Annotated in this window: 18 protein-coding genes and 1 pseudogene; 12 read left to right on the top strand and 7 right to left on the bottom strand. The window is 44.3% G+C overall.

All coding sequences use genetic code 11. The annotated features are described in order from the left end of the window. Positions 1–178: 178 nt before the first annotated feature. The gene (locus tag JMA39_RS10200) at positions 179–1,150 is read left to right on the top strand and encodes a PstS family phosphate ABC transporter substrate-binding protein (RefSeq protein WP_202721776.1); all 972 of its coding nucleotides are present in this window, start codon (positions 179–181) and stop codon (positions 1,148–1,150) included. A 495-nt stretch (positions 1,151–1,645) separates the two neighbouring features. Here JMA39_RS10200 and JMA39_RS10195 read toward each other — a convergent pair whose 3' ends face one another. Beyond that, positions 1,646–2,518, bottom strand: a complete 873-nt coding sequence (locus tag JMA39_RS10195; protein ID WP_237732761.1) for a collagenase — start codon at positions 2,516–2,518, stop codon at positions 1,646–1,648. 142 nt (positions 2,519–2,660) lie between these two features. Here JMA39_RS10195 and JMA39_RS10190 point away from each other — a divergent pair, with 142 nt between their 5' ends. After that, a complete protein-coding gene (locus tag JMA39_RS10190; protein WP_202721774.1) occupies positions 2,661–4,442 on the top strand; it encodes a M1 family metallopeptidase in 1,782 nt (593 codons plus the stop codon). A gap of 1,776 nt (positions 4,443–6,218) precedes the next feature. Here JMA39_RS10190 and JMA39_RS10185 read toward each other — a convergent pair. After that, positions 6,219–6,701: a glutathione peroxidase gene (locus JMA39_RS10185; RefSeq protein WP_202721773.1), complete on the bottom strand. Its 483-nt coding sequence runs from the start codon at positions 6,699–6,701 to the stop codon at positions 6,219–6,221. A 172-nt stretch (positions 6,702–6,873) separates the two neighbouring features. Next, positions 6,874–7,950, bottom strand: a complete 1,077-nt coding sequence (locus JMA39_RS10180) for a DUF4382 domain-containing protein (RefSeq protein WP_202721772.1) — start codon at positions 7,948–7,950, stop codon at positions 6,874–6,876. A 417-nt stretch (positions 7,951–8,367) separates the two neighbouring features. On the opposite strand from JMA39_RS10180, the gene JMA39_RS10175 reads away from it, so the two are divergent. After that, positions 8,368–8,907: a YfaZ family outer membrane protein gene (locus JMA39_RS10175; protein ID WP_202721771.1), complete on the top strand. Its 540-nt coding sequence runs from the start codon at positions 8,368–8,370 to the stop codon at positions 8,905–8,907. Between the two features lie 141 nt (positions 8,908–9,048). On the opposite strand, the gene JMA39_RS10170 is transcribed toward JMA39_RS10175, so the two are convergent. Both JMA39_RS10170 and JMA39_RS10165 read right to left on the bottom strand, forming a co-directional pair. Next, positions 9,049–10,398 (bottom strand): RsmB/NOP family class I SAM-dependent RNA methyltransferase, encoded by a 1,350-nt coding sequence (locus JMA39_RS10170; protein WP_202721770.1) that lies wholly within the window; start codon positions 10,396–10,398, stop codon positions 9,049–9,051. Positions 10,399–10,526: 128 nt separating this feature from the next. Continuing rightward, positions 10,527–11,204 (bottom strand): DUF2461 domain-containing protein, encoded by a 678-nt coding sequence (locus tag JMA39_RS10165; RefSeq protein ID WP_202721769.1) that lies wholly within the window; start codon positions 11,202–11,204, stop codon positions 10,527–10,529. Between the two features lie 165 nt (positions 11,205–11,369). Between JMA39_RS10165 and JMA39_RS10160 the strand changes: the two genes are divergently transcribed. From JMA39_RS10160 to JMA39_RS10135, 6 genes are all read left to right on the top strand, one after another. After that, positions 11,370–11,825, top strand: coding sequence for a YaiI/YqxD family protein (locus JMA39_RS10160; protein WP_202721768.1), 456 nt, complete (start codon positions 11,370–11,372; stop codon positions 11,823–11,825). Positions 11,826–12,113: 288 nt separating this feature from the next. Further along, a complete protein-coding gene (locus JMA39_RS10155) occupies positions 12,114–12,320 on the top strand; it encodes an AbrB/MazE/SpoVT family DNA-binding domain-containing protein (protein WP_202721767.1) in 207 nt (68 codons plus the stop codon). 653 nt (positions 12,321–12,973) lie between these two features. Further along, positions 12,974–14,368, top strand: a complete 1,395-nt coding sequence (locus JMA39_RS10150; protein ID WP_202721766.1) for a glutamate decarboxylase — start codon at positions 12,974–12,976, stop codon at positions 14,366–14,368. A 462-nt stretch (positions 14,369–14,830) separates the two neighbouring features. After that, positions 14,831–16,570, top strand: a complete 1,740-nt coding sequence (locus JMA39_RS10145) for an aspartate:alanine exchanger family transporter (RefSeq protein ID WP_202721765.1) — start codon at positions 14,831–14,833, stop codon at positions 16,568–16,570. A 595-nt stretch (positions 16,571–17,165) separates the two neighbouring features. Beyond that, positions 17,166–18,257 (top strand): PfkB family carbohydrate kinase, encoded by a 1,092-nt coding sequence (locus tag JMA39_RS10140; protein WP_202721764.1) that lies wholly within the window; start codon positions 17,166–17,168, stop codon positions 18,255–18,257. Further along, entirely contained in the window at positions 18,251–19,165 is a 915-nt protein-coding gene (locus JMA39_RS10135) for a pseudouridine-5'-phosphate glycosidase (protein ID WP_012278114.1), read from the top strand. The genes JMA39_RS10140 and JMA39_RS10135 overlap by 7 nt, the downstream gene beginning before the upstream one ends. A gap of 110 nt (positions 19,166–19,275) precedes the next feature. Here the strand turns inward: JMA39_RS10135 and JMA39_RS10130 are convergent, their stop codons facing one another. After that, the gene (locus tag JMA39_RS10130) at positions 19,276–20,544 is read right to left on the bottom strand and encodes a dicarboxylate/amino acid:cation symporter (RefSeq protein ID WP_202721763.1); all 1,269 of its coding nucleotides are present in this window, start codon (positions 20,542–20,544) and stop codon (positions 19,276–19,278) included. A 610-nt stretch (positions 20,545–21,154) separates the two neighbouring features. Here JMA39_RS10130 and gltS point away from each other — a divergent pair. The 3 genes and pseudogenes from gltS to JMA39_RS10115 all read left to right on the top strand — a co-directional run bounded on the left by gltS (position 21,155) and on the right by JMA39_RS10115 (position 23,489). Next, the gene (gene gltS, locus JMA39_RS10125) at positions 21,155–22,384 is read left to right on the top strand and encodes a sodium/glutamate symporter (RefSeq protein ID WP_202721762.1); all 1,230 of its coding nucleotides are present in this window, start codon (positions 21,155–21,157) and stop codon (positions 22,382–22,384) included. Positions 22,385–22,701: 317 nt separating this feature from the next. After that, a pseudogene (locus JMA39_RS10120) lies at positions 22,702–23,067 on the top strand (RNA polymerase sigma factor); the annotation flags it as partial. Between the two features lie 29 nt (positions 23,068–23,096). After that, positions 23,097–23,489 (top strand): DUF6768 family protein, encoded by a 393-nt coding sequence (locus JMA39_RS10115; RefSeq protein WP_202721760.1) that lies wholly within the window; start codon positions 23,097–23,099, stop codon positions 23,487–23,489. 60 nt (positions 23,490–23,549) lie between these two features. Here the strand turns inward: JMA39_RS10115 and JMA39_RS10110 are convergent, their stop codons facing one another. Beyond that, on the bottom strand, positions 23,550–24,080 hold the full coding sequence (locus JMA39_RS10110; protein WP_202721759.1) for an NUDIX hydrolase: 531 nt from the start codon (positions 24,078–24,080) through the stop codon (positions 23,550–23,552).

The following is a 24,080-nucleotide window of genomic DNA, read 5'->3' as shown; positions in this document are numbered from 1 at the left end:
TTTAACTTTTTCCATCGGGTTGTCATGAAGGATGGGCTTAGGCCTGTTTTTTTAGTAATAAATAGCGATTCAATCGGTTTGTCATCTCAGTGTCACTTATGAGTAATAGACTTGTCATCAATGGAGTCAATACTGACAGCGTTTTAAAAACGAAGATAGATAAACACTGGAGCAAAGAATGAAACTGAAACAACTTGTTGGCGCGGTAAGTTTTACTGCAGCGACTGTATTTTCTGCAGCATCAATGGCTGAAATCGACCAGTCTTTACCCACTTACGAAAAGACAAGCGGCGTGTCAGGTAACTTATCTTCTGTTGGCTCAGATACACTGGCGAACATGATGACGCTATGGGCTGAAGACTTTAAGCAGCTCTATCCAAACGTTAATATTCAGATCCAAGCGGCGGGCTCTTCTACTGCGCCACCCGCATTAACTGAAGGAACTTCTCAATTCGGTCCAATGAGCCGTAAGATGAAGCCGAATGAAGTTGAGGCATTTGAAAAGCATTATGGCTATCAGCCAACACCTATCCGCGTCGCAATCGATGCGCTAGCGGTATTTGTCCATAAAGATAACCCGATTGAAGGCATGAGCATCGAGCAGATCGACGGCATCTTCTCTTCTACAGATAAGTGCGGTGGCGGCGATGTGACACGCTGGGGCCAAGTTGGCCTTGAGGGCAGCTGGGCGGCGAGAGATATTCAGCTTTACGGTCGTAACTCGGTATCGGGCACTTACGGTTACTTTAAAAAGAAAGCACTGTGTAAAGGTGACTTCAAAGCAAACGTAAATGAGCAGCCAGGCTCAGCGTCCGTAGTACAGTCAGTTTCTCAATCACTGAATGCGATTGGTTACTCTGGAATTGGTTACAAGACTGCCGGGGTGAAAGCGGTTGCGATTGCTAAGAAAGGCACAAACTATATCGCCGCGACCGCTGAAAATGCAGCAACGGGTAAGTACCCTCTGGCACGCTACCTGTACGTATATGTGAATAAGCATCCAAATAAAGATCTTGCACCAATGGATCGTGAATTTATCCGTTATGTACTATCTAAGCAAGGTCAGCAAATCGTAGAAAAAGACGGTTATGTTGCACTTCCGCGCAGCGTTATTGCTAAAGATTTAGCGAAAGCGGGTATTCGTCTTTAGCTACGAATTAACCACAAATGATACAAGTGAATATTAATGTAAAGGCCTCAATAGAGGCCTTTTTTGTTTGGGGTATTTAGCCGATAGGCTGGCGCATAGAATGTGGTTATCAATAGCCATAGTCGCGCACTCATTGCGCTTTTCATTGCTCGAAATTCATAGTTCGTGATTCGTCGCTTAAAGCAATGGCTTATCTGAACAGCCTCTCACAGCGGCAAAGTGGCTGGAAAAGAATAAAAAAAAGCGACCTAAATGAGGTCGCTAAGGTTCCAATTAGGAATCACTGGGACAGTGGCGCTAGACACTATCTAAAGGGAATGATGATGAACGGTGAAAATAGATCGACCCATTTCGTAAAACACATCGATTGTCATTCTGTTCATATAGTCAGAGTCGTCATATTGCGTAAAGTTCAAAATTAAATTCAAAAATTGGATTAAGCTTGGTGACGAGCTGTACTCTTTTCCCTTTATCGGATTTTAATTTTACAAATTATTAGGATTGCAGAGTCTTGAGCCAGGTTTGAAACTCATCATCCATACTAGTATCCCACTGCTTAAGCAAAGCCTGATATCTTGGGTAATCGCCTTTACGGGTGAAGCCAAGCATCTCATCGACCTTGTCTTTATGGTTTTCGATCATAAAGCGCACGGCGAGATAGCCCCAACGATAAACACGGTCGGTTCCGCCATTTTGCTCATAGCTGGTATCGAAGATCTCGCTTAGATCAAGGTTTTGCTCACCAATTAAGGCAAGCGCCTTAGGGTTGTTATCACCAACAGAAATATACTCAGCTACACCTTCGCTCCACCAAACAGTGTGTGGGTAAAGGGGCGCAGGTTTAGGGCAGTACTCTGGGCCGCTGTGGGAATCATGCAGCGAGAGGCAAAAGTCACCATAGAGGTTGAACCTGCCATCGAGGTAGTGCACATACTCATGAGCTAGGTTCCACACTTGGCCCTTTTTCTCATAGGCCACAAACTCGGCTTGATTATCGCTCTTCCAAGGTAAGCCTTCTAAATACATGCCACCGTTATCGCTGGGGACATCAAAATGATTAGTCACGTGGGCCACGTAGTCTTCTCTTGAGTGATAGACATTGGCGCGCATGCTGTGGTTGTTATCATCGGCAACGGGTTTGTTAAGTGTGCCAAAGAGCTGGTGGAAGTTCGCTTCCTGTCTTACTAATAGCTCACAAGCTGAAGCGAGCTGCGCTTCCGTTAAGGCCTGAGAACGAATGACGATGGTATCGCTACAGGCATGATTTTGACTGAGCACTTCTTCAATGCTAGCGTCTTGCTGAGCTTGAGCCGTTATGGGCAGCAGTGAAGCGAGTGTTAGCGAGAGTAGGGTGTATTTATTCTTCATAGAGGGTTTCTCTGATTTGTTGTTTTGCATACAATATTCACAAGTGTTTCATTTCGCTCTGTTGAAGTCAAATGGAGCTTTTATTCATAGCGAATAGCGTTAGAATACAATTAATTAACCAGCCACATAAAAAGGATATGCCGTGTTAAAGCAATGGGATAATAATCATGATTACCACTCGTTTGCCAATACCGATGAGGTGAGAGTTAAGCATCTTTCGCTATCCCTCGATATTGATTTTGAGGCGAAACAGTTGGCAGGTCTGGTGGAGTTACAGCTTGAGTTTCTTGATAAGCAGAGCCGAGAACTTTGGCTAGATTGTCGGGACTTAACGATTGAGAGTGTTGAGTCAAATACTCAGCAGCCACTAGCCTATAGCCTAGATAAGCAAGATGAGATCTTGGGCCAGCGTTTAAACATTCAAATCGATTCCAGCGTTTCCAGTGTCCTAATTCGTTATCGTACCTCGCCTCAAGCACAGGGGCTACAGTGGCTGACACCCCAGCAGACCAGTGGTAAGAAACAGCCCTTTCTATTTAGCCAGTCTCAACCCATTAATGCCCGTAGCTGGATCCCGCTACAAGACACGCCAAAAGCACGGATCACCTTTGATGCCGTGGTGAACGCTCCTAAAGGGATGCGTGCAGTGATGAGTGCGATGAATGACGCTAAGGCACCATTAACGGGTCAGTTTAGCTTTACCATGGAAAAAGCGATGCCGACTCACCTCTTGGCGATTGCCGTTGGTGACTTAGCCTTTGGCGAACTCGGCGCGCGAACGGGAGTCTATGCCGAGCCTGAGGTTATTGATGCGGCGGTAGCCGAATTTGAAGATACTGAGAGCATGGTCGAGGTGGCCGAGTCGCTACTCGGAGCATACCCCTGGGGGCGTTATGACATGATAGTCTTGCCGCCAAGCTTCCCATTTGGTGGCATGGAAAACCCACGCCTTGCCTTTATGACCCCCACGCTGATTGCTGGTGATAAGAGTCTAGTATCGACGGTGGCTCATGAGCTAGCGCATTCCTGGACGGGGAACTTAGTGAGTAATGCCACTTGGCGTGATCTCTGGCTTAATGAAGGCTTTACCACCTATTTTACTAATCGCATTGTGGAAGAGGTTTACGGTAAGGAGCTCGCGGAACTTGAGTTAGTGCTCGAAAATGGTCGTTTGCAGGAGGCGATGTCGACAACTGAACTCCATGCTCAGACACTGCCTGCTAGTATGCAGCAGCAAGATCCAAATGAAGCCTTTAACCGTTTTACCTATGATAAAGCTTCGATGTTTGTGCACGATTTAGAGAGGCGATTAGGGCGTGAGGCCTTTGATAAGTTTTTGTATGAATATGTGCAAGCTTTTGCTTTCGAAGCTATCACCACAGAAACCTTCGTCGATTATGCTAAACAAACATTGCTGAAGCAGCATTCACAAAAGCTATCAGAGGCAGAGATGCTCGAGTGGATTTATGGTGAGGGGATGCCGAGTTGGTTTATCGAGCCTCAGTCTAAAAGCTTAGACAAAGTGACAATGGCATTACGGGCATTCGATGATGGTGCATCCGCCAAGAGTTTGTTAACCGATGGCTGGCGTGTTCACCACTGGCAATACTTCTTAACTAACTTACCTCAAGCGCTTTCCCATGAGCAGCTTGCAGACTTAGATACGGTATTTAAGTTTACTCAATCGACTAATGCAGAGATTGCTTGTGACTGGTTTAGAGTGGCGATTCGTAATCGCTATACCGCCGTATTAACGACAGTTAGCGACTATTTGGTAAAAATTGGTCGAGGAAAGTTTGTAAAACCTCTTTATGCTGAACTACTTAAGGCCGGGTTTAAGGAGGAGGTTAAGCAGATCTATGCCTTGGCTCGTGACGGTTACCATCCATCGATTGTGGTGATGTTAGATCAGCAGTTGCTGTAGTCGAAGCTAGATGAAGTGAAAAATAGGTAAAAAAAATGGCAACCTAATCAGGTTGCCATAAAAGTATCAGTTTGAAAGTTAACTCTTTAATGCGCTAGCGAAAGAGTTAACTCTATGGCGAACCTAATAGGAATGCCTAAGGGAATGATGATGAACAATGAAACTAAGATTAAGCCAATACATTAAGTCGTTAATCCTTAATGTATTCACTTAAAGAGAATCGGTTCATATAGTCAGAGTCGATAGATTCAAATTAGTTCCCATCAGGTTTAATTTTTTTTATTTTAATTTGTTATATCCCTAAATGGTTAGTTGCTATATTGGAGGGTTTTAGCATCGATTACTTGATGTTGCTCGCTGGTACACCTGTTATCTCTTTGTTTATATAGACGTTTTATCGCTGCAATAAATGACGAGCAAAAAAAAGGCAACCCAATGGGTTGCCGTAATAATCTATTTATAAATAACTGTTCATGCGCTAGCTAAACACTTATTTTGATGGCAAACCCAAGAGGGGATATGCCAAGGAGAATGATGATGAACAATGAAACTAAGATTAAGCCAATATATTAAGTTGTTAATCTTTAATATATTCACTTAAAGAGAATCGGTTCATATAGTCAGAGTCGACAAATTATAATTAGTTCCCATCAGGTTCAATTTTTTTTGATTTTAATTTTTTATATCTCTAAATGGTTAGTTAGTATTTGATATTTGCTTCTTTCTAGATATGAGTTGGGCGTTTGCTTGGCTGTGCTACAGGAAAAGGCTAGCAGGTTAGAACTTTCCTATAGCAATAGGTAATAGCACTTTAGCCTAGATGCTGGCTGTAATGCTTAAACTGATTGATTGAATTATAGTTTTAGAAGGGCAAAAAAAAAGGCAACCTAATCAGGTTGCCATCAAGTATAAGTTCAAGAGTTAAATCTTTAATGCGCTAGCTAAAACACTTAACTCTATGGCAAACCTAACAGGAATGCCCAAGGGAATGATGATGAACAATGAAACTAAGATTAAGCCAATACATTAAGTCGTTAATCCTTAATGTATTCACTTAAAGAGAATCGGTTCATATAGTCAGAGTCCATTAATTCGAATTAGTTCCCATTAGGTTTGATTTTTTATTTTATTTTTTGGTTCCCTAGGTTCCCTAAATGGTTAGTTCATGTTTTGGTTTGGGTGTGAGTGAGAGTGAGACACTTGTTAGGCTTCGCAACAAGAAAGGGTAACTGGCTAGCACGTTAGGTTAGAAGGGAGTAATGCTTAAGGTGTCGTTTTAAAATGAAAAAAAAGGCAACCTAATCAGGTTGCCATCAAGTATAAGTTCAAGAGTTAAGTCTTTAATGCGCTAGCTAAAACACTTAACTTTATGGCAAACCTAATAGGAATGCCTAAGGGAATGATGATGAACAATGAAACTAAGATCAAGCCAATATATTAAGTCGTTAATCCTTAATATATTCACTTAAAGAGAATCGGTTCATATAGTCAGACTCGTCAATTCAGCTTTAGTTCAATCCGGCCTAAAAAATTTTTTTAAAAAAAGGTCAAAAGCAGAAAATTTGCGAAAAATGGATAAAAAAAGGGCAACCCAAAGGGTTGCCAGATTGATCTACATGGAGATCAAGGGGGCTGCGCTAGAAGCCCCAGGGAGAATGATGAACATAAAAAATCAATGCTCAAAAAGTTAGAGGCGAGTAATTCGATAAAGTTCAAAAAATAACCTAGATTATTTTATCTTTTTTTAAGGGAATTTTAAGTCGCTAATTTTATGGATTAAAGTAGCTTTAAGATCTCAGTTTCAATCGCCATAGGTTTGGTTGTTGGCGCAAAACGCTGAGTGACTTTGCCCTGTTTGTTGACTAGAAACTTAGTAAAGTTCCATTTGATCCGCTCTGAACCGAGCAAACCCTTAGCGGAATGTTTTAAGTAGGCGTAAAGCGGTGCGGTATTAGCACCATTGACCTCTATTTTTTCAAATAGGGGAAAGGTCACGCCAAAGTTCAATTGACAAAAAGTGCTAATGGCCTGGTTATCGCCTTTCTCTTGCTCACCAAACTGATTGCAGGGGAACCCTAGCACCACGAGCCCTTGAGACTGATGTTTTTGATACAAAGTTTCAAGCTCTCTATATTGAGGGGTAAAGCCACACTCGCTAGCGGTATTGACAATTAAAATGGCTTTGCCTTTAAATTCCGCCATTGAGATAGCTTGCCCCTGAATATTGTTAACTGAAAAGTCATAAATAGAAGTTGTCATTATTTCTTCCCCTCGTTGCGTTAGGGATACTCTAGCGTGATTTTATCGGCTTGTGCAGAGAATTTACTGGAGAAGGTGGTTTGCTGTGGAGAAGTGCTATTGGGCGAATGTAAAGCTGAGAAGAAAGGGGCGATAATCGCCCCTTTATAACGATTGTTGCTGTAATTTTGAGTTAAGGAGTTACTGGCTCAAATGACTCTGGAAAATTACGTATTGTTGTTTCACCAAGGGTCACAATGACATCTTGCTCGGCTGAGTCGATGAAGAATGGTGCACTGTCATCTTCAGGTTCACGCACGTTAGACTCTTCAGGATCATCATTTTGCGCTAAGCAGGTATAGCCAAGGCTATAGGTGTCGGCTACGACAAAACCAAATTCGTATTCATAACCCGTGACATTTTCACTGCTATCAAGGATAGGATTGACTCTTGCCGATGTGATGGGAGCAACCTGTGTCAAGACGTTTGGACCCGTTCTAAAGTCTGCCATCTGATCGAGTGCTGTCTCACTTGGGTATAGATAAACTGCAGGGCTAAACTCAGAGCCTCCAGCTTCTGCTTCACAGCTAACCATAGTTTCTTGGCTAATTTGACCTTTAATTGCACCGACTTCGGAGGCATTAACAAGCTGCACTGAGGTAGGTTTTAGTGTCCAGTAATTCTTATTGCCATGGGGTGCTTGTAGTCCTTTGGCGAGGTTAAACTCGGCAACAAAGCTGTTATTACCCGCAGCGATAGTAAATGATTTATTGAAGAATAGGCGGCCAGTATTTTCTTCATCGGCACCAACACCACCACAAGAGCCGTTACTGTTGGTGACTAAGCCCTCAATATCACCGCCTACGAACTCACCATTCTCATCTTCGGTGGCGCCGCTGAGTACATAAGAGCTTTCATCGCTAGAGATGGTGTTATTTTCCATGTAAATACACATCTGGTATTCACCCACTGGCACAGATTGGCCGCTGACTAATGTTTCGACAGCTTGCCCTTGAAAGCTTAATAGGTCGACATGTTGTAAACCATCATCACCAGTGGATACATCGAATGAGAAAGCGCCTTCACTGTTCTTTAAGACAACTTGCTTAAAAGCCACGTTAACTATGTTAGCGTCAGCAGGGTTGTCTGAAACACCAAGGCTAAACAGAGCTTGTTCTGGCTCATTAGAATCACTGTCTGAACCGCAACCTGATAGCATCAAGCCTGTTGCGATAGCGATAGTGAGTGATGTTAATTTTAACTGTTTCATCTGTACTCCAAAGCAGTTTTCTTTTGATAATTTAGTATAGTCGCTGCCATAATTTTTGCGGAGTTTGAAATGAATAAAAACTCGCTTCAACCCTAGAGAAGGCAAGGCTTTGAGGACTTATACTTGATAAAGTCAGGGTTAAATTACCACATAGAAAATAAGATATTTGTGTTTTTTTACGCTAAAGGCGCTAGTTCTGTTAAAGCTAGCGCTAACATAAAGATTTAACAGGTAAAATTAATACTCCTTCTTCGTGTTGCAATTGGATACACCTGCAAGGATGTGGTTGTTTTTGTTGTGTTGAAGTTTTTCAGTTGTCGGTGTTTATTTAAATGCACAGTTTGAGTTCAGGTTTCTATAAAAAAGCGCTAAGGCTTTGTGTATGCTTGCCGAAAGCTTATAGTTTCGGAATTATCAATGACAGTTAAAACCATAATGGCAACGCTTGTACTGAGCGCCTTGTCTATCAATGCACATGCGACAGATTTTACATTTGGTCTCAATGACGACACCTTATCGACTGAATTACAGTTTGATCTTAATAAAGATGTTAACGGCTCTCTTGAGTATATCTATGCCGATAAAGGTGGCCAGATGTTATCAGGCGCACTGCATATAGCGCATGATGCGGGAGCTCACCACTTTGAGCTGGGGGCTAAGTTTTCTCAGGTGTGGTCAAAGAAGAGCCAAAACGGTAACTTCGTCGGAATTGGCGGTCGTTATGCGATGCACTTAGGTTCTAATGTTTCTATCCATGGTTCAGGCTACTATTCGCCATCGGTATTGTCGTTTGGCGATATTGACGGCTCTTGGCAGTTAGATGGTCGAGTGCAGTATAACTTGAACCCAGCGTTAGCCCTATTTGTGGGCTACCGAGATATCCGTTTGCAGTATGATAATGCGTCAAACACTAGCTTAGATTCTGGCTTCTATCTTGGTGCCAAAGCCTCATTCTAAATTGCATTTGGCCTACTTATGCTACTATTTTGATGTGTTCAAAAGAGCTGCATAACCATCTAAGCATATAGATGGGCGAGAATATATTGCCAAAAAAACGCCATACAGTGTATGGCGTTTTTTATTGTTAATGTATCGCAACTAGTGCTTTTTCATCTTCACGACGAACATACCATCGGTATCGGCCTCGTGAGGCCAGATGGTGAGCATCTGTGCTTGCTGTCCAGTAAACGGATGTGTCACAGTTTGTAGTTCGAACTCCGGGTTTGCAGCTAAGAAAGCGTTTACTACTTGCTCATTTTCGATAGGCGAGAGTGAGCAAGTGGCGTAAACCAGCTGACCTTGCGACTTAACCGCGTTGGCACTGCGACTCAGGATATCTAGTTGCAGGGCATGTTTGTCGGTGACGACACTCGCATCATCAAGCCAACGCATATCGGGGTTACGTCGCCAGGTACCGGTACAGCTACAGGGCGCATCGACTAATACTCCATCGAACGCATTGGCCTTAACGGGTAAGTCATCGCTTTTCCATGGCGCAGTGGTAATCCCATTAAAACCTGCTCGTTTAGCGCGTTTAGCTAGCTCCTCTAACGGCTTACGGCGAATATCTGAGGATACTATCGAGCCTTGCGCCGAGGCGTTTTGCTTTAGCATTAAAGAGCGTAGCTGCAGTGTTTTACCTCCAGCACCTGAACAGGTATCCCACCACTGTTCATCTGCTTTCGGCGCACAAATTTGGCCAATAACCTGTGAACCTAGATCTTGGATCTCCAGCTTGCCACGTTGATAAGCCGTAATCGCATTGAGGTTAACGCTCTTATGCCCAAGGCTCACTGCATCATCAAAGAACTCGCTGGCAACGGCTGTTATCTCATCGTTAGCGAGTGACTCAATAAGTTGTTGCTGAGTGATTGTTTGTGCTCGACCCCAAATTGGAGGGCGTGAGCACATGGCTTCGATAATCGCCTGCTTATCGCTGTTTTCGACATTGGCAAGCTGCCAAAACCACTCAGGTAATAACTCGGCATCATTAAAGCTAATATTGGCAAGTTGCTGGTTTAAATACTCACACTTGTCGCTAATACTTGCCAATGCATGCTTGGCAGGGGCTAGACTAAACTCGGGTGACAGGTTGGCAAACTCTCGCCATGCATCACTAAATTGGCTCCATTGATGCCCTTCAAGTTCGGCGACTAGGCTCAAGCTGGCAAACCAACTCGCATCTTGTTGCTCACTGGTATGGACTTTTTTGAGCCAGCCCCACCAACGAAATAATGCAAACAGGCTCTCGCGAATGACGCGTCTATCTTTAGAACCGTGCTTTTTATGGGTTCTAAAGTACTCCCCAACGATGCGATCCGCAGGTAGCTTTTCATTCATCACACTGACAAACAGCTGATGTATGGTGTTGCTATAGCTTAATGCTCTTTTTTGCGCAGGAGTCTCTGCTTGAAAAGCGTCTTGTGGAGATGATGAAGGTTCTACCATTAAAATGTGCCTGAACTTGCCTAAATTGGCTGGAAATAAAAACTGGCGCAATTGTAGCAGAGATTGCATTGGAGTGTAGAGGCGCTTGTAAGAAACGCCTCGCTCTGTTGTTACTAGGAAGGGGGGCGTTAAAAATCGAGATCTAACGCAAAACAGAGATAGTGCATCAGTTGCTGGCAGGCGGCAAACTCTTGGGCGCAAATATCGGCAAAATCAGCAGCACACACCTGCTCGATGCTTAATGGCTTAATTGCGATAAAGTCTTTGCGCTTTAGCTCCTCTAGCAATGGATGCCCCTTATCATAGCCTTTAGGTGGGCGAATAAGCTTGCTGCCTTGCATCTCAAAACCGTGACTCGTTAACTCACGTAGTGCTTTTTTGTAACCGTTAGGGTTTTCATCGATACAACTGCGAATTGCATTGAGAGCTTTTGATTCTGGGTGCCAAATCCCCGCACCCAAAAAGCAGCCATCATTGGCTAGGTGCAGGTACAGGCCTGGCGCATGCACATCTTTCCCCTGAAAGTGCCTAAATTGAATGCCGACATTGGTCTTATAGGGAGTCTTATCCTTACTAAAACGGCTGTCTCGCTGGGGGCGCATCATGCTACCGCCGACCTTTTTGGGCACTGCAGTCAAACGGGGGGATAGCGCAAGGATCTGTGGCTGCATCGCTTCGATGAACTTAAGTGCAGGGGTTCGCACCTTGTCTTCATATGTTTGTTGATTAGCCTTAAACCATTCTCTGTCATTATTGACTGAAAGCTGGTTTAAAAACTCAAAACACGCAGGAGAAAACAGACTCATAGAAGTAACATCCTAGCTTTGAAAAGAAAATTAGAATAGAGCATATCTTAGTGGTAGGGCTTGATCTACTTTAGCCGTGTGCGCCGCTAAGATTAATACAAAATAGCTGTTATAATCAGCGCTCGTTTTTATGGCGCAAATCTAACAGCGCAAAGAGGAGCATAAATGAAGGTTTGGGTTGACGCCGATGCATGTCCGGGTGTGATTAAAGAGATTTTATTTAGAGTAGCAGACAGGGCTAAAGTCGAAGTGACCTTAGTGGCTAATCATTGGATGCGTATACCTCCATCGCCTTATATCAACTTAGTGAGCGTATCTTCAGGGTTTGATGTTGCCGATGATGAAATTGTTAAACGCTTAACGGCTGGTGATCTTGTTATTACCGCCGATATTCCGCTGGCTTCAGAGGTGATCGATAAAGGCGGAGTCGCCCTCAATCCTCGTGGGGAGCTCTATACCGAGCAGAACATCAAATCGATTCTCAATATGCGCGACTTTATGGACACCATGCGCGCCAGTGGTGTGCAAACCGGTGGTCCTTCTGCGATCGGTGCTAGCGAGAAGCAAGCCTTTGGTAATCAGTTAGACCGGTTTATTACTAAGCATCATAAGCCTAGTTAAGGCCTTATTTTCCCCTAATTAATGTTCGACTTACCGGGCATTAAAATAGATCTAATCCTAAAATAGGCTGATATAGAAAAAGGAGAGCAAATGCTCTCCTTTTTAGTATGGGGTTTAAGTTCGTGCTAACGAATGAGTCGTTATTGGCTTTATCTGTTCATTGTTAGACGGAATGTGTGCTCGCCTAATAAATGGATTGTTCAACTATAATGTTAGCTGTACTGTGGCTATAGCGCGTAGTAATAGACAAAACATTATTTGGTCAATTGATTTAGGTAGGTAGGGATTATGGCTGAACTTAAAATACAGGTGGTTGGTGAAGGCTTAGGTTTTACACTACCAAAAGAGGTCGTCGAGCAGTTACATATTCAGGACGGGGATACTATTCGTTTAGATAAACTGCCCCATGGAGGTTACCGCTTAGCTAACTTAGATGACAAACTCTCTGAACAGATGGAGCTGATTGAGGGCTATATGCATGAAGAGGATGCATAAGCCTTAGTGTAAGAAAGCTATTTGAGAACAGGACACTCTCTATTCTCTATCTTGTTGCGAGTGAGCGAGGCATGGGGCTGTCTTTAGCTTCTTCTCGCTTAAGCTATACTCACTTAACCGATGAAGCTCACCTCATTGAGAGTAAAGGCTTCAACCATTCTCTTGGTTGTTGTGACATAGCCCTTGAGATGAGGTGAACTCAATATAAGCTTGCCAAAGCCTTCTTGAAGTTCAGTTTTTGAATGTGAAAATTGCTCGGTGAGTATTGCTAACGTCACAAGCTAATTGGAATACTGCGACTAACTTGTCTTAGCGGGGGAATATTCGCACCTCAAACCTCAATTCGTATCGGTCTAACGTAAAGTCGCAATTAATGAGTGATAACTTAGCTTTTTAGTAGGGTTACCGAACAGGTTTTAAGGTTATTTTAAGGTTGCTGTAATGGGGTGAAATGCTGCTTGTGGTTATTTCACTGTTATTTTTGGCTGCCCATTTGGTCTTTGTTGGTTTTTTTGTTCGGCTTTGGGGTTGTTTTTACAGATTTATTTTAATTTGAGTATTGCAGGGAGTCTTACTATCTTCTATGTTGTTTACATCAGCTGACCATCGCCAGCTAGTAGGAAATTTTATTTAATTCATTGGAGTAAAATATAATGCCTCTTCACTCAAAAGATACTGTGCGAGACGACCTCTTAGATGATATCTACTCATCGACAGATTTAGCTTTATCCATGCCTAAATATAAGATGCCAGAGCAGGAAAATAATTCTCGCCATGCATATCAAATCGTACACGACGAGCTGATGATGGACGGAAACTCCCGTCAAAATCTTGCGACATTTTGCCAAACCTGGGTTGAGGATGAAGTTCATCAATTGATGGATGAATGTATCGACAAAAATATGATCGATAAGGACGAATATCCTCAAACTGCAGAACTTGAAGCCCGCTGTGTGCATATGCTTGCCGATCTATGGAACTCGCCTGATGCAGAAAACACATTAGGTTGCTCAACTACAGGCTCTAGTGAGGCTGCGATGTTAGGCGGTATGGCACTTAAGTGGGCTTGGCGCAAGAAAATGAAAGCGCTGGGTAAACCTACTGACAAGCCCAATATGATTTGTGGACCGGTGCAGGTTTGCTGGCATAAATTCGCGCGTTATTGGGATATTGAGTTACGTGAGATCCCGATGGAAGGCGATCGCTTAATCATGAATGCTGAAGAAGTGATCAAGCGTTGTGACGAAAATACCATAGGCGTGGTGCCAACCTTAGGTGTTACTTTTACCTGTCAGTATGAGCCTGTAAAGGCTGTACATGATGCGCTCGATCAGCTTCAAAAAGATACTGGATTGGATATTCCAATGCATGTTGATGCTGCAAGCGGTGGCTTTTTAGCACCATTTTGCCAACCAGATCTTGAATGGGACTTTAAACTACCACGCGTTAAGTCGATTAATGCGTCAGGACATAAGTTTGGTTTGAGTCCTCTTGGGGTGGGCTGGGTGATTTGGCGTGATGCTTCAGTTCTAGATCAAGACCTTATTTTTAATGTGAACTACTTAGGCGGTAATATGCCGACCTTTGCATTGAACTTCTCTCGCCCAGGTGGGCAAATAGTTGCGCAATACTATAATTTCTTACGCTTAGGTAAAGAAGGTTACCGCAAGATCCATCAGGCTTGCTACGACACGGCGCAATACCTGTCGAGCGAGATTGAAAAATTGGGCATGTTTGAGATTATCTATGATGGCCATGGCGGGATCCCTGCGATGAGTTGGTCCTTAAAAGAGGGCGTTGATCCTGGGTTCAATCTGTTTGATCTCTCGGATCGTATCCGCTCTCGAGGTTGGCAGATTGCAGCCTATGCAATGCCACCAAAAAGAGAGGACTTAGTCATTATGCGTATTCTGGTTCGTCATGGCTTTAGTCGAGATCAGGCTGATCTCCTAGTGGCAGATCTGAAGCATTGTGTCGACTTCTTTGCCTCCCATCCGATTTCACACGGCAGTGATGCTAAAGAGTCATCCGGTTTCAATCATGGTTAACTAGTCGAGAGGCCGTCCGCAAAGACGGCTTTTTTCTATCCAGCTTATACCAATCGGTATCAAAGGTGTGCTTACTCAGCGAGAGTTTAGCGCTTTTGAGGCAAAGCCATTAATTGCTCCTCGGTAACGTCTCCAGCGTTACTCTACCTCCTATATCCATATAGTCGTACATTAATGGTATCCACAATATGACCTCCATATATGGAGGAAATATCTTATGCATGTCGGAAACATATAAGGCCATATTGATTACAACGAGTGAAGAACATAGTTGAACTAGGTTTAAGCTTGTTATGCGCGAAAACTCGCCTTTTAGGAGTGCTTTTTGCGGGCGGCTTCTGCGTTGGATGGCTTCGTAAGGGAATAACCATTCCATCATCCACCTTCCTTGAATTAGTTGGCCAAAAACACTTTGAGTCGCTCAGCTTCTTATATCGATTGGTATTAGTACGAGAAATGATCATGAATATTTCTGAGTTATTTGGTTTTTTGTTTGGTTATATCGCTCATAACCCCTTTGTGTTCCTGTTTATAGCCATTGCTATCGGCTATCCACTTGGAAAGGTTTCTATCAAGGGAGTAGCCCTAGGTTCAACGGCAGGAACCTTAGTCATTGGCCTTGCTATCGCCCTGATCGCTTTTTCTGTTTATGGTTTGAAAATAGAGGAACCCGGGTTAGTGTCTGACATTTTCTTGATGATGTTTATGTACGCGATAGGCATGAAGGTGGGGCCACAGTTTTTCTCAGGCCTTGCCAGAGACGGTCTCGATTTTGTCGTCATAGGCCTGATAGTGGTCTTCAGTAATTTTTTTATCGTATTCTTAGGCGCTAAATTACTCGGCTTAGCACCGGGTTATGCTGCTGGGATCATCTCGGGCAGTTACACCGTCACGGCTGTGATGGGAGTGGCGCAATCTGCTATCTCCTCCGGTGCATTTAAGGCGCCAGCTGGAATGACTCTAGATCAAGTGAGTGCCAATATTGCTGTGGGCTATGTCATCAGTTATGTCTTATCCAGTTTTTTCATTATTTTACTTATAAAATACTTACCTGCGATGTTTGGCATTGATCCGATTAAGGCGGGTAAAGATGCTGAAGCAGAATTTGGGGTCGGTGATGATATCGAGGCTCTGCCCAGTACTAATGGTTTTTCAAATATTGGCGTGTTGCCGTTAGATATTCGAGCCTACCGTGTAGAGCATCAAGAGTTAGTTGGCCAGAGTGTTGAGTCTCTATTTCAACGCTTTCCCCATGCCGCCATCTTAAAGGTGGTTAGGGGCAAGCAAGTATTTGATGCCGCAGATAATCCAAAACTTGCGCTTGGTGATGTGCTCGGTATTCGAGGCGACTATCATGTTTTGATAGACGATGGCGCTTTTGTCGGTGTCGAGGTCGATGAACCCAGAGCAAGAAACGTTGATATTGAAGTGGCCGATATCCATCTAGGTAAGTCCTGCTATACAGGTAAAACCATTGCTAAAATTAGCGATGAAGTGGGATTCGGTGTGTACATTAAAGCCCTGTTTCGACAAGGTCACCAATTACCCGTTACTGGGCAAGCTGTTGTAGAAGTCGGTGATGTCATTCGTATTGCAGGCTCGGATTGGTGTGTCCAACAGGTCGCCAAGAAACTCAATAGCACCCCTATTGTTGAGAGCACGCTCACTGAAACATTTTATCTCGCATTGTCCTTACTCATTGGCTATGTTTGCGGTCACTTCAGTGTAACTTTTGGGGGGATCCCCTTTGCTTTAGGGACTTCGGCAGGCTGCATGTTGACGGGGATTATTTTTTCATTCTTAAGGGCCCGTAATCCAAACTTTGGTGGGGCGATGAGTGAAGGCGCTAGAAGTTTCTTGCAAGATATCGGTTTGAGCGTGTTTGTTGCAGTGCTCGCCTCAACGCTTGGACCTAAGATTCTGGCATCATTTCAAGGTGTGGTGGCCATAAAGATCGCCGCCTTGGGAGCCACTGCCGCGCTGGTTCCTCCCTTACTCGCTTGGATCTATGGCTTGTATTTCTGCAAGATGAATCCAGCCATATTGGCGGGGGCTTGTGCTGGTGGGCGTAATAGCATCTCTGCAATGAAAGGGGCCCAAAATGTCTGTCAAAGCGATATGCCTGCGATAGGTTATCCGGTGCCTTATGCGATTACCTCTATGATAGTGCTGGTATTAGGATACTTATCGATGGTGCTTTAGCACTTAGATTTAGGGCTTGGATTTAGGGCTTGGTTTAAGCATTTAGCTTTAGCTTCAAAATAGTGCTTCTCTAGGGTGAGAAGATAGATAATACATTTGCGATATTCATATCTTTATGGAGAGGTTTCTTATTGAAATACTCCTTATGGAAATGGTCCTTATAGAGTGTGAATATCGTCCCATCTTACGCCAATCGGTTTCAACTTTTTTCAGCCACCATATTTATACGCTCTCATATCTAGGTGCATCTCCCTCTAGTATTTCTTAATTCAATCAAATCAAAGTGCCTTATCTCCAGTCATCACACGTAAAAAAACAGAGAAATTCTAACGGCTTTCAGCTCTTGGTCTGACAGGGAGCCGGGCCTTAAATCGCGAGGTATTTTAATCTGCCTGCTGATAATAGCTTGTTAATCTAAGCCTAATTTAGCGTTATTTTAGATAGGATTCTTTTAGCATCCTGATCACAATTTCCTCCAATGAAAAATTGTTGTCCTTGATTACTCAGGTAATAAGGAATACCCTTAGCACAAGTTTAAACAAAAGTTTGGTATCCAAACAAATGTTTGTTTGGCCGTGTCGACTGGATAATAACAATGACAGAACGCGAACTCGAGATACTAGCACTACTTAAACAAGACCCTTTGATCCCGCAGCAAAATATAGCGGATCATCTGGGAATTAGCCGCTCCGCTGTAGCCGGTCATATTATGAATTTAACCCATAAAGGCGTGATTAAAGGTAAAGGCTATATTCTTGCCGAATCACGATATGCCATCGTGATTGGTGGCGCCAATATGGATATTCTTGGCCGTCCTCTGCATACCCTACAAGTCGGCGACTCTAATCCTGGCAGCGTGACCTGCTCACCAGGTGGCGTGGGACGCAATATCGCAGAAAACTTAGCAAGACTTGGCTCAGAGACCCATCTGATTAGCGCACTAGGTAAAGATACCTATGGTCAGATGATCATGACTCAGTGTCAGCAGGCCGGTATCGATATGAAGGCCTGTATTCATCTCGATGAGTTTGCAACCTCTACCTACCTATCTGTACTCGATGGTGACAGCGATATGCATGTTGCCATTAATGATATGGCTATTTTGGATAGACTCAGCGTTGCCGTGTTGAAGACCCATGAGGAAGTACTGCGCCGGGCAGAGCTTATTATTGTCGATGCCAACCTATCGGCAGAGTCTTTGGAGTACCTACTGAGTAACTTCTCAGATAGACCGATTTTTGTCGATACGGTTTCTTGTGCTAAAGCCAAGAAAATTAAGCCGTTCTTAAGCTCCGTTCACACCTTAAAACCCAACCTTAAAGAAGCAGAGCAACTGTCAGGTATTAACATCAACAGCCACGAGCAGTTACCAGAGTTAGCTAACTGGTTCCATAGCCAAGGCGTGAAGCGCATCTTCTTAAGTCTAGGCTGTGATGGGGTGTTTTATAGCGATGAAGGCTTGCAAGCCTTAATCCCTGCGATGCCAGTTTCTATGGTGAATGCCAACGGCGCCGGCGATGCGTTTCTTGCCGGTCTCGCTCATGGCTGGATCCAGCAGTGGACCACCGAAGAGTCTACTCAATTTGCTATGGGAGCCGCAGTCGTTGCGCTGTCTCACTTAGCCACAATAAACCCTAATATGTCTGAAATTACCGTTAAGCGCGTTATCAAGGAGTCGTTATGTTAGAGCAGTACCTAGATATTAATCCAGAAGTTGCAGCAGCATTAGCAGCAGGTAAGCCTGTAGTTGCATTGGAATCGACCATCATTTCTCACGGTATGCCTTATCCGCAAAACGTAGAAACGGCGCTTAAAGTTGAGCAGATCATCCGTGACAACGGCGCTGTGCCTGCAACAATCGCAATTTTAAAAGGCCGTTTAAAAGTGGGTATGACCCATGAAGAGATTGAGTACTTAGGTAAAGCGGGTCTAGATGTGATTAAGACGAGCCGCCGCGATATTCCATTTATTGTTGCTAAAGGCGTTGATGGTGCAACAACCGTGGCCTCTACCATGATTTTGGCGCAGATGGCGGGCATTAAAGTGTTTGCAACGGGTGGTATTGGTGGCGTTCACCGCGGCGCGCAGCAGACTTTCGATATCTCTGCCGATCTTCAAGAGCTGGCGAATACCGATGTGGCAGTGGTTTGTGCTGGCGCAAAGTCAATCTTAGATATCGGTTTAACACTAGAGTACCTTGAAACTCAAGGTGTACCGGTTGTTGGTTATCAAACAAGTACTCTGCCTGCCTTCTATACTCGTGAGAGTGAGTTTGGTGTTGATTATCAGCTCGACACTCCAGCTCAAATTGCAGCGGCAATGAAGGCGAAGTGGGATATGGATCTTAAGGGCGGCTTAGTGATTGCAAATCCAATTCCAGAAGCGCATCAGCTAGACCGTGCGATGATCGATCAAGTGATTGCTGATGCTGTTGCTGAAATGGACAGCAAAGGTATTTTTGGTAAGGCATCGACGCCATTCCTATTGGCTAAAGTGGCTGAAACCACTAAAGGTGTAAGCTTAGCGGCGAACATCGAGCTTGTATTTAATAACGCAAAACTTGCGGCTAATATTGCGGTTGAATACGCGAAATAGTTCTAGAGTCAAAGTAAATAAAAAGGCACCTTGCGGTGCCTTTTTTATTTAAGCGGTTGTTGACTCTATGCGTGTTTATGTACGCGACTATAGGCGACTAAGTAAGGCGATTAAGTACGCGTTTGTGCATTAAGTTCCAGAGACGACTCAGGAGATAAGTCGTACTTCTCACTGTGGTTGACAATACTGACCACAGCAGAGTCACCGACCACGTTGGTGCTGGTACAGAACATATCTATGATGCGATCGAGAGCAGCAACGAGTGCGATGGCTTCGATTGGCAGTCCCATCTGATGAATAAGTACGCCGATCATCACAATGCCACCGCCAGGAACGCCACCGGCACCGATAGACAGAAGAAATACACTAAAGGCGAGTGCTGGAATTTGTTCCGTGGTGATAGGGTAGCCAAATGCATTGCCGACAAAGAAAGCAGCGACGGTGATGTATATCGCAACGCCACTCATGTTCATGGTTGCCCCCATTGGCACGCCAAAGCCTGCCACGCTGGGTTTAACGCCTAGTTTATCGGTTAGGGTGCGCATGGTGACAGGGATCGTTGCATTTGAGCTTGCCGTCGAGAGAGCAAACAGAAACTGCTCACGTGTTTTACGGCGGAATTCACCTGCAGATATATTGGTTGTCATACCGACTACAACTGGGTAAACCACCAGAGCCCATACTGCTAACAAGCTTAAGATCACCGCCATGTAACTTAACACACTGACAAATGCTGAAGGCTCGAAGGTCGCGCCAAGTTTAACCATTAGTGCAAAGACACCAATTGGCGCAACCTGCATAACCACAGTTATCGCCTTGAGCATGACTTTATTGCCGTACTTGAAGAAAGTGACAATAGGCTTTACATCATCTCCTAATGCCTTAATGATGCCGCCAGTTAACAGTGCCATAAAGATAATCTGTAGCATATTACCGTCTGCAAACGCCTGGAATGGATTGCTTGGAATAATATTAACAATCATATCGATAAAGCTAGGTAGGCTGGTGGAGGTAAGGGCTGCGCCGTCCTCTCCCGTTAGTTGCATACCTTGTCCGGGGGCGATGACTAACGCAAGACCGATGGCCGCGGCAATCGCGATAACCGTATTGACTAGGTACAAGCCAAAAGTTTTACTGCCGAGTCGGCTAAATGATTTTAGGTCTTTAAGCTCGATAATTCCGCTAACGATACTAAAAAAGACCAGCGGCACAACCAGCATCATGATGAGCTGGACAAACATGCTACCCGCACCGGATGCGATATCGACAAGGGTGGTATTGGCAAAACTATTTTCGCCAAAGCCGTATTGGATCAGTGTCCCTAATATGAGGCCGGCAAATAAACCGACGAATATACGGGATGATAATGATTTGAACATAAGTCTGCTGCCTTCAATGATGTTGGTTACTTCCTTCCTTAGAAAAACGCTCCTTGATTGGTATAAAAAGTATTCAACTAAAGAGACGGGGTTCACAAGTCCGACCAAGCTATTTGATGCAGTTTGTCTAAATTACACTCAACCACAAAACTTGTTGTTATCAAGCTGTTAACCTTTTTGTGTGTTTTACCGTATATGTTCCGATGTTTGTTTGCAAGTTTGGCGCTTTGTTGCGCTGGCGCGATTTGGCTTATTTTGTCTAATACGGCTAATGGTGGAGTTTGAATGTCGCTGCGGTTGGGGGGCGGCCATCGCAGATGCACCAACTAACGAGGCATAGGTTTATGCTCGCTGAGAGGCTTGGATTACTGAATCATTAGGTTAAATTATTGTAAAATAACAGGGTGATTAATTAGCGTAATGTCTCTATGATGGTGCTATCTGATCCGAGTGATACCAATGCGTTATGTCTTAAGCTATGTCTTGAGTGATGTCCTTAGCCAAGTAACCAAGTCTAAAGACTATCTGTTGGTTTTGTCTGCAAGAGGGGGAGGGAGTCTCTCTTTACAGGTATTTCTTATTAACCTTCCAAAGGGATTAATCAGTTGTCATGGAAACACAGTTAATTGAAATAAAAGACTTTGTCTCTTTTACCTTAGCGATAATTGCGCTATTTATCGGTAAAAGCATCATCTCTCGATACGAGCTACTTAGAAAGTACAGTATTCCTGAGCCCGTTGTTGGTGGCTTCGCTTGCGCCGCTATCGTGGGTATTCTTTACTATGCTTTCGATATTCAGATCGAGTTTAACCTCGAAGTTCGCGATGTGCTGTTGCTTTACTTCTTTGCGGGAATTGGCTTGAAAGCCGACTTTGCCACTCTATTAAAGGGGGGCAAACCGCTACTTATCCTAATTACGCTGGCGAGTGTGTTTATCTTCCTGCAAAACTTTACTGGTGTGACAATCGCCTCACTGTTCGGCCTAGATCCTAAGGCGGGCTTGATGTCAGGCTCGATTGCACTGATAGGCGGTGTTGGTACCGCGATGGCTTGGACGCCAACCTTTGTTGAAGAGCTGGGTATCGTCAATGCGAGTGAACTGGGTATCGCCTCTAATACCCTAGGGCTTATCTCTGCCTGTGTGATTGGCGGCCCGATTGCTGCGTACTTGATGAAGCGGCATAAGGTTCAGGCTAACCATGATTCTGATCTCGATATTGGTACTAGTCATCAGGCTGGTTCCTCGCATATAAAGGTCGACTACTTTGGCGTGCTGCGAGCTTGGCTATGGTTAAACGTCACCTTGATCATTGGTTACTTTATCGACTTAACCTTGCAAGAGGCTGGGGTTAAGCTGCCGATGTTTGTTGCCTGTTTATTGGCTGGTATTATCATCGGCAATATCGGCAGGGCCATCCTTAATCGCAGAGAGGTCAAAGATAGAGCCTACTTAGATGATGCCTCACAAGGCTTGTCGCTGATTCAAGATATCTGTTTGGGTATGTTCCTGACGATGGCGCTGATGAGCCTTAAGATTTGGGAGCTAGAGGGCAGCTTGCTCTATATCTCTGTGGTGATGGCCGTGCAGGTATTGTTATCGATAGTCTTTACCATCTTTGTGGTATTTAGAATGATGGGGAAAGACTATGAGGCGGCGGTGATCTGTTCAGGCTTTGGCGGCGTGACCTTAGGCTCTACTGCAACGGCGATTGTGAATATGACGGCGGTAACGCAGCAGTACGGTGCGGCTCACAGGGCCTTTATTATCGTACCGCTAGTCTGCGGTTTCTTTATCGATATTATCAATGCGATGATCATTAATTTATTCGTTTATTTTTAAGCTTTAATTTTTTAAGGCTAAATCGCCGGTTACATTGCCAGCGCGGCAGAGAGAAGGGAGCAAATGCTCCCTTTTTACTTAGATGGAAATAGAGTTAAAAAATAGCCTGAACCTTTTTAGCTGTTGCATCGTCTTTAATAAAACAAACTTTGGAGAGCTCTTATCAGCATCCCACAGGCACAGATAGAACTTTGGGTATTAGAAGCACAGGTGGGAAGTCGCGATGCGTTTTCTGCCTTGTGTCAGCACTTTTACCCGGGCGCGATTAGCTTTGGGGTGAAATTATGTGGTGAGCTAGCTGTTGCGAAGATGCGGCTCACAATGCATTGCTCCGCTTATCTAAGACAATTACGCGATTAGAAGATCCTGCGGCGATAAATAGTTGGGTATTTAAACTGGTTCGCTGGCAAGTGTTAGACATGATTAAGCACGAGAGTCGTTATCAAGCATTGCAGCCCAGCGATCTTCAGCCAGTATCTGCTGTCGTTGAAAATGATGAACTGACTCAGGCGATAGCCAACCTGCCACAGGTTGAGGGGCAAGTTATTCATCTTTTTTATCTCGAGGGGTTGAGTTTAAAGGAGATCGCCAAGGTGCTTGAGATCCCACAAGGAACCGTTAAGTCGCGCTTGTTCAGAGCAAGAGAGCGCTTAAAGCAAACATTAGGCTCTGCATTAGAGTAAGTATTAGATCAAGAGTAGGAGTAGAGATTATGGATATCGATAAAAAGATCCGTCAGCAGTTGCTAAAGGAGTCGGAGCAGATAAATAGTCGACTTAAGCGCGACCCAAGCTTATTTGCCATGCTAGGCGATGCTTACAAGGGCCGCTTAGGTGGCTGGTTGATATTAATGAGCATCATTGCCTTTCTATTGAGCTTGCTGATGCTATGGTCGGGCTATCAGTTCTTTTTTGTTGTGGTCAGTCCGGCAGCACTAATCAAGTGGGGCGTGACGCTGCTGTTGGCAAGCATGATGCAAATTGCGATTAAGATGTGGATCTATAATGAGATGAACCGCAACGCGACCGCCCGTGAGATAAAGCGTTTGGAGCTGGCTATTGCCAAGCTTGAGCCTAAGGGGGAGGAGTTATTAGCGCGTGAATAATTCACGCGCTTTTGGCCTAGTGATTACAGCTCATACAGCTTAGTTATGGGGTAATGTTGATTATAAAAGCTCTGTCACGATCTGCTTGAGCAAAAAGGTTTCTCGTTCAATCGACATGCCTTTCTTAGGGCTGTTGGCCATGGTGTGCTCATTGTGGGCGATGGCTTGATGAATATTGATCCAAACTGGGGTCATGCCATTTTGGATCTCATGAGCTTCTAACTTGGTCTCGCCAAGCTCGGCATGAATGTCGCAAACAAAGCAGAATGACTCCATGTGCACCACATCGAAATCATCTTTATACCAAGGGCGAAACTCTTGGTAACGGCCAAACTCAGCGATGATCTCGATATGCTGCGCCCCCGTTTCTTCCTCTAGTTCGCGAATAAGCCCGCTGCGAATATCTTCCCCCTCATCAACGCCACCACCTGGAATGCTGTAATCATGATAACGCTCGGTGTAGAGCATTAAGATCTCTTCGCCTTTAAGAATAATGCCGCGAGCGGCTTGGCGGTGAAAGCTTTTAGCAGTAAGTTCATCTGCGGTAAGGTGAGCAATATCGGCATGAACGGTAGATTTTAACAGACGCAT

This window comes from Shewanella schlegeliana (assembly GCF_016765635.1).
GTDB lineage: Bacteria > Pseudomonadota > Gammaproteobacteria > Enterobacterales > Shewanellaceae > Shewanella > Shewanella schlegeliana.
This window is presented reverse-complemented; position numbering and strand designations above follow the sequence as displayed.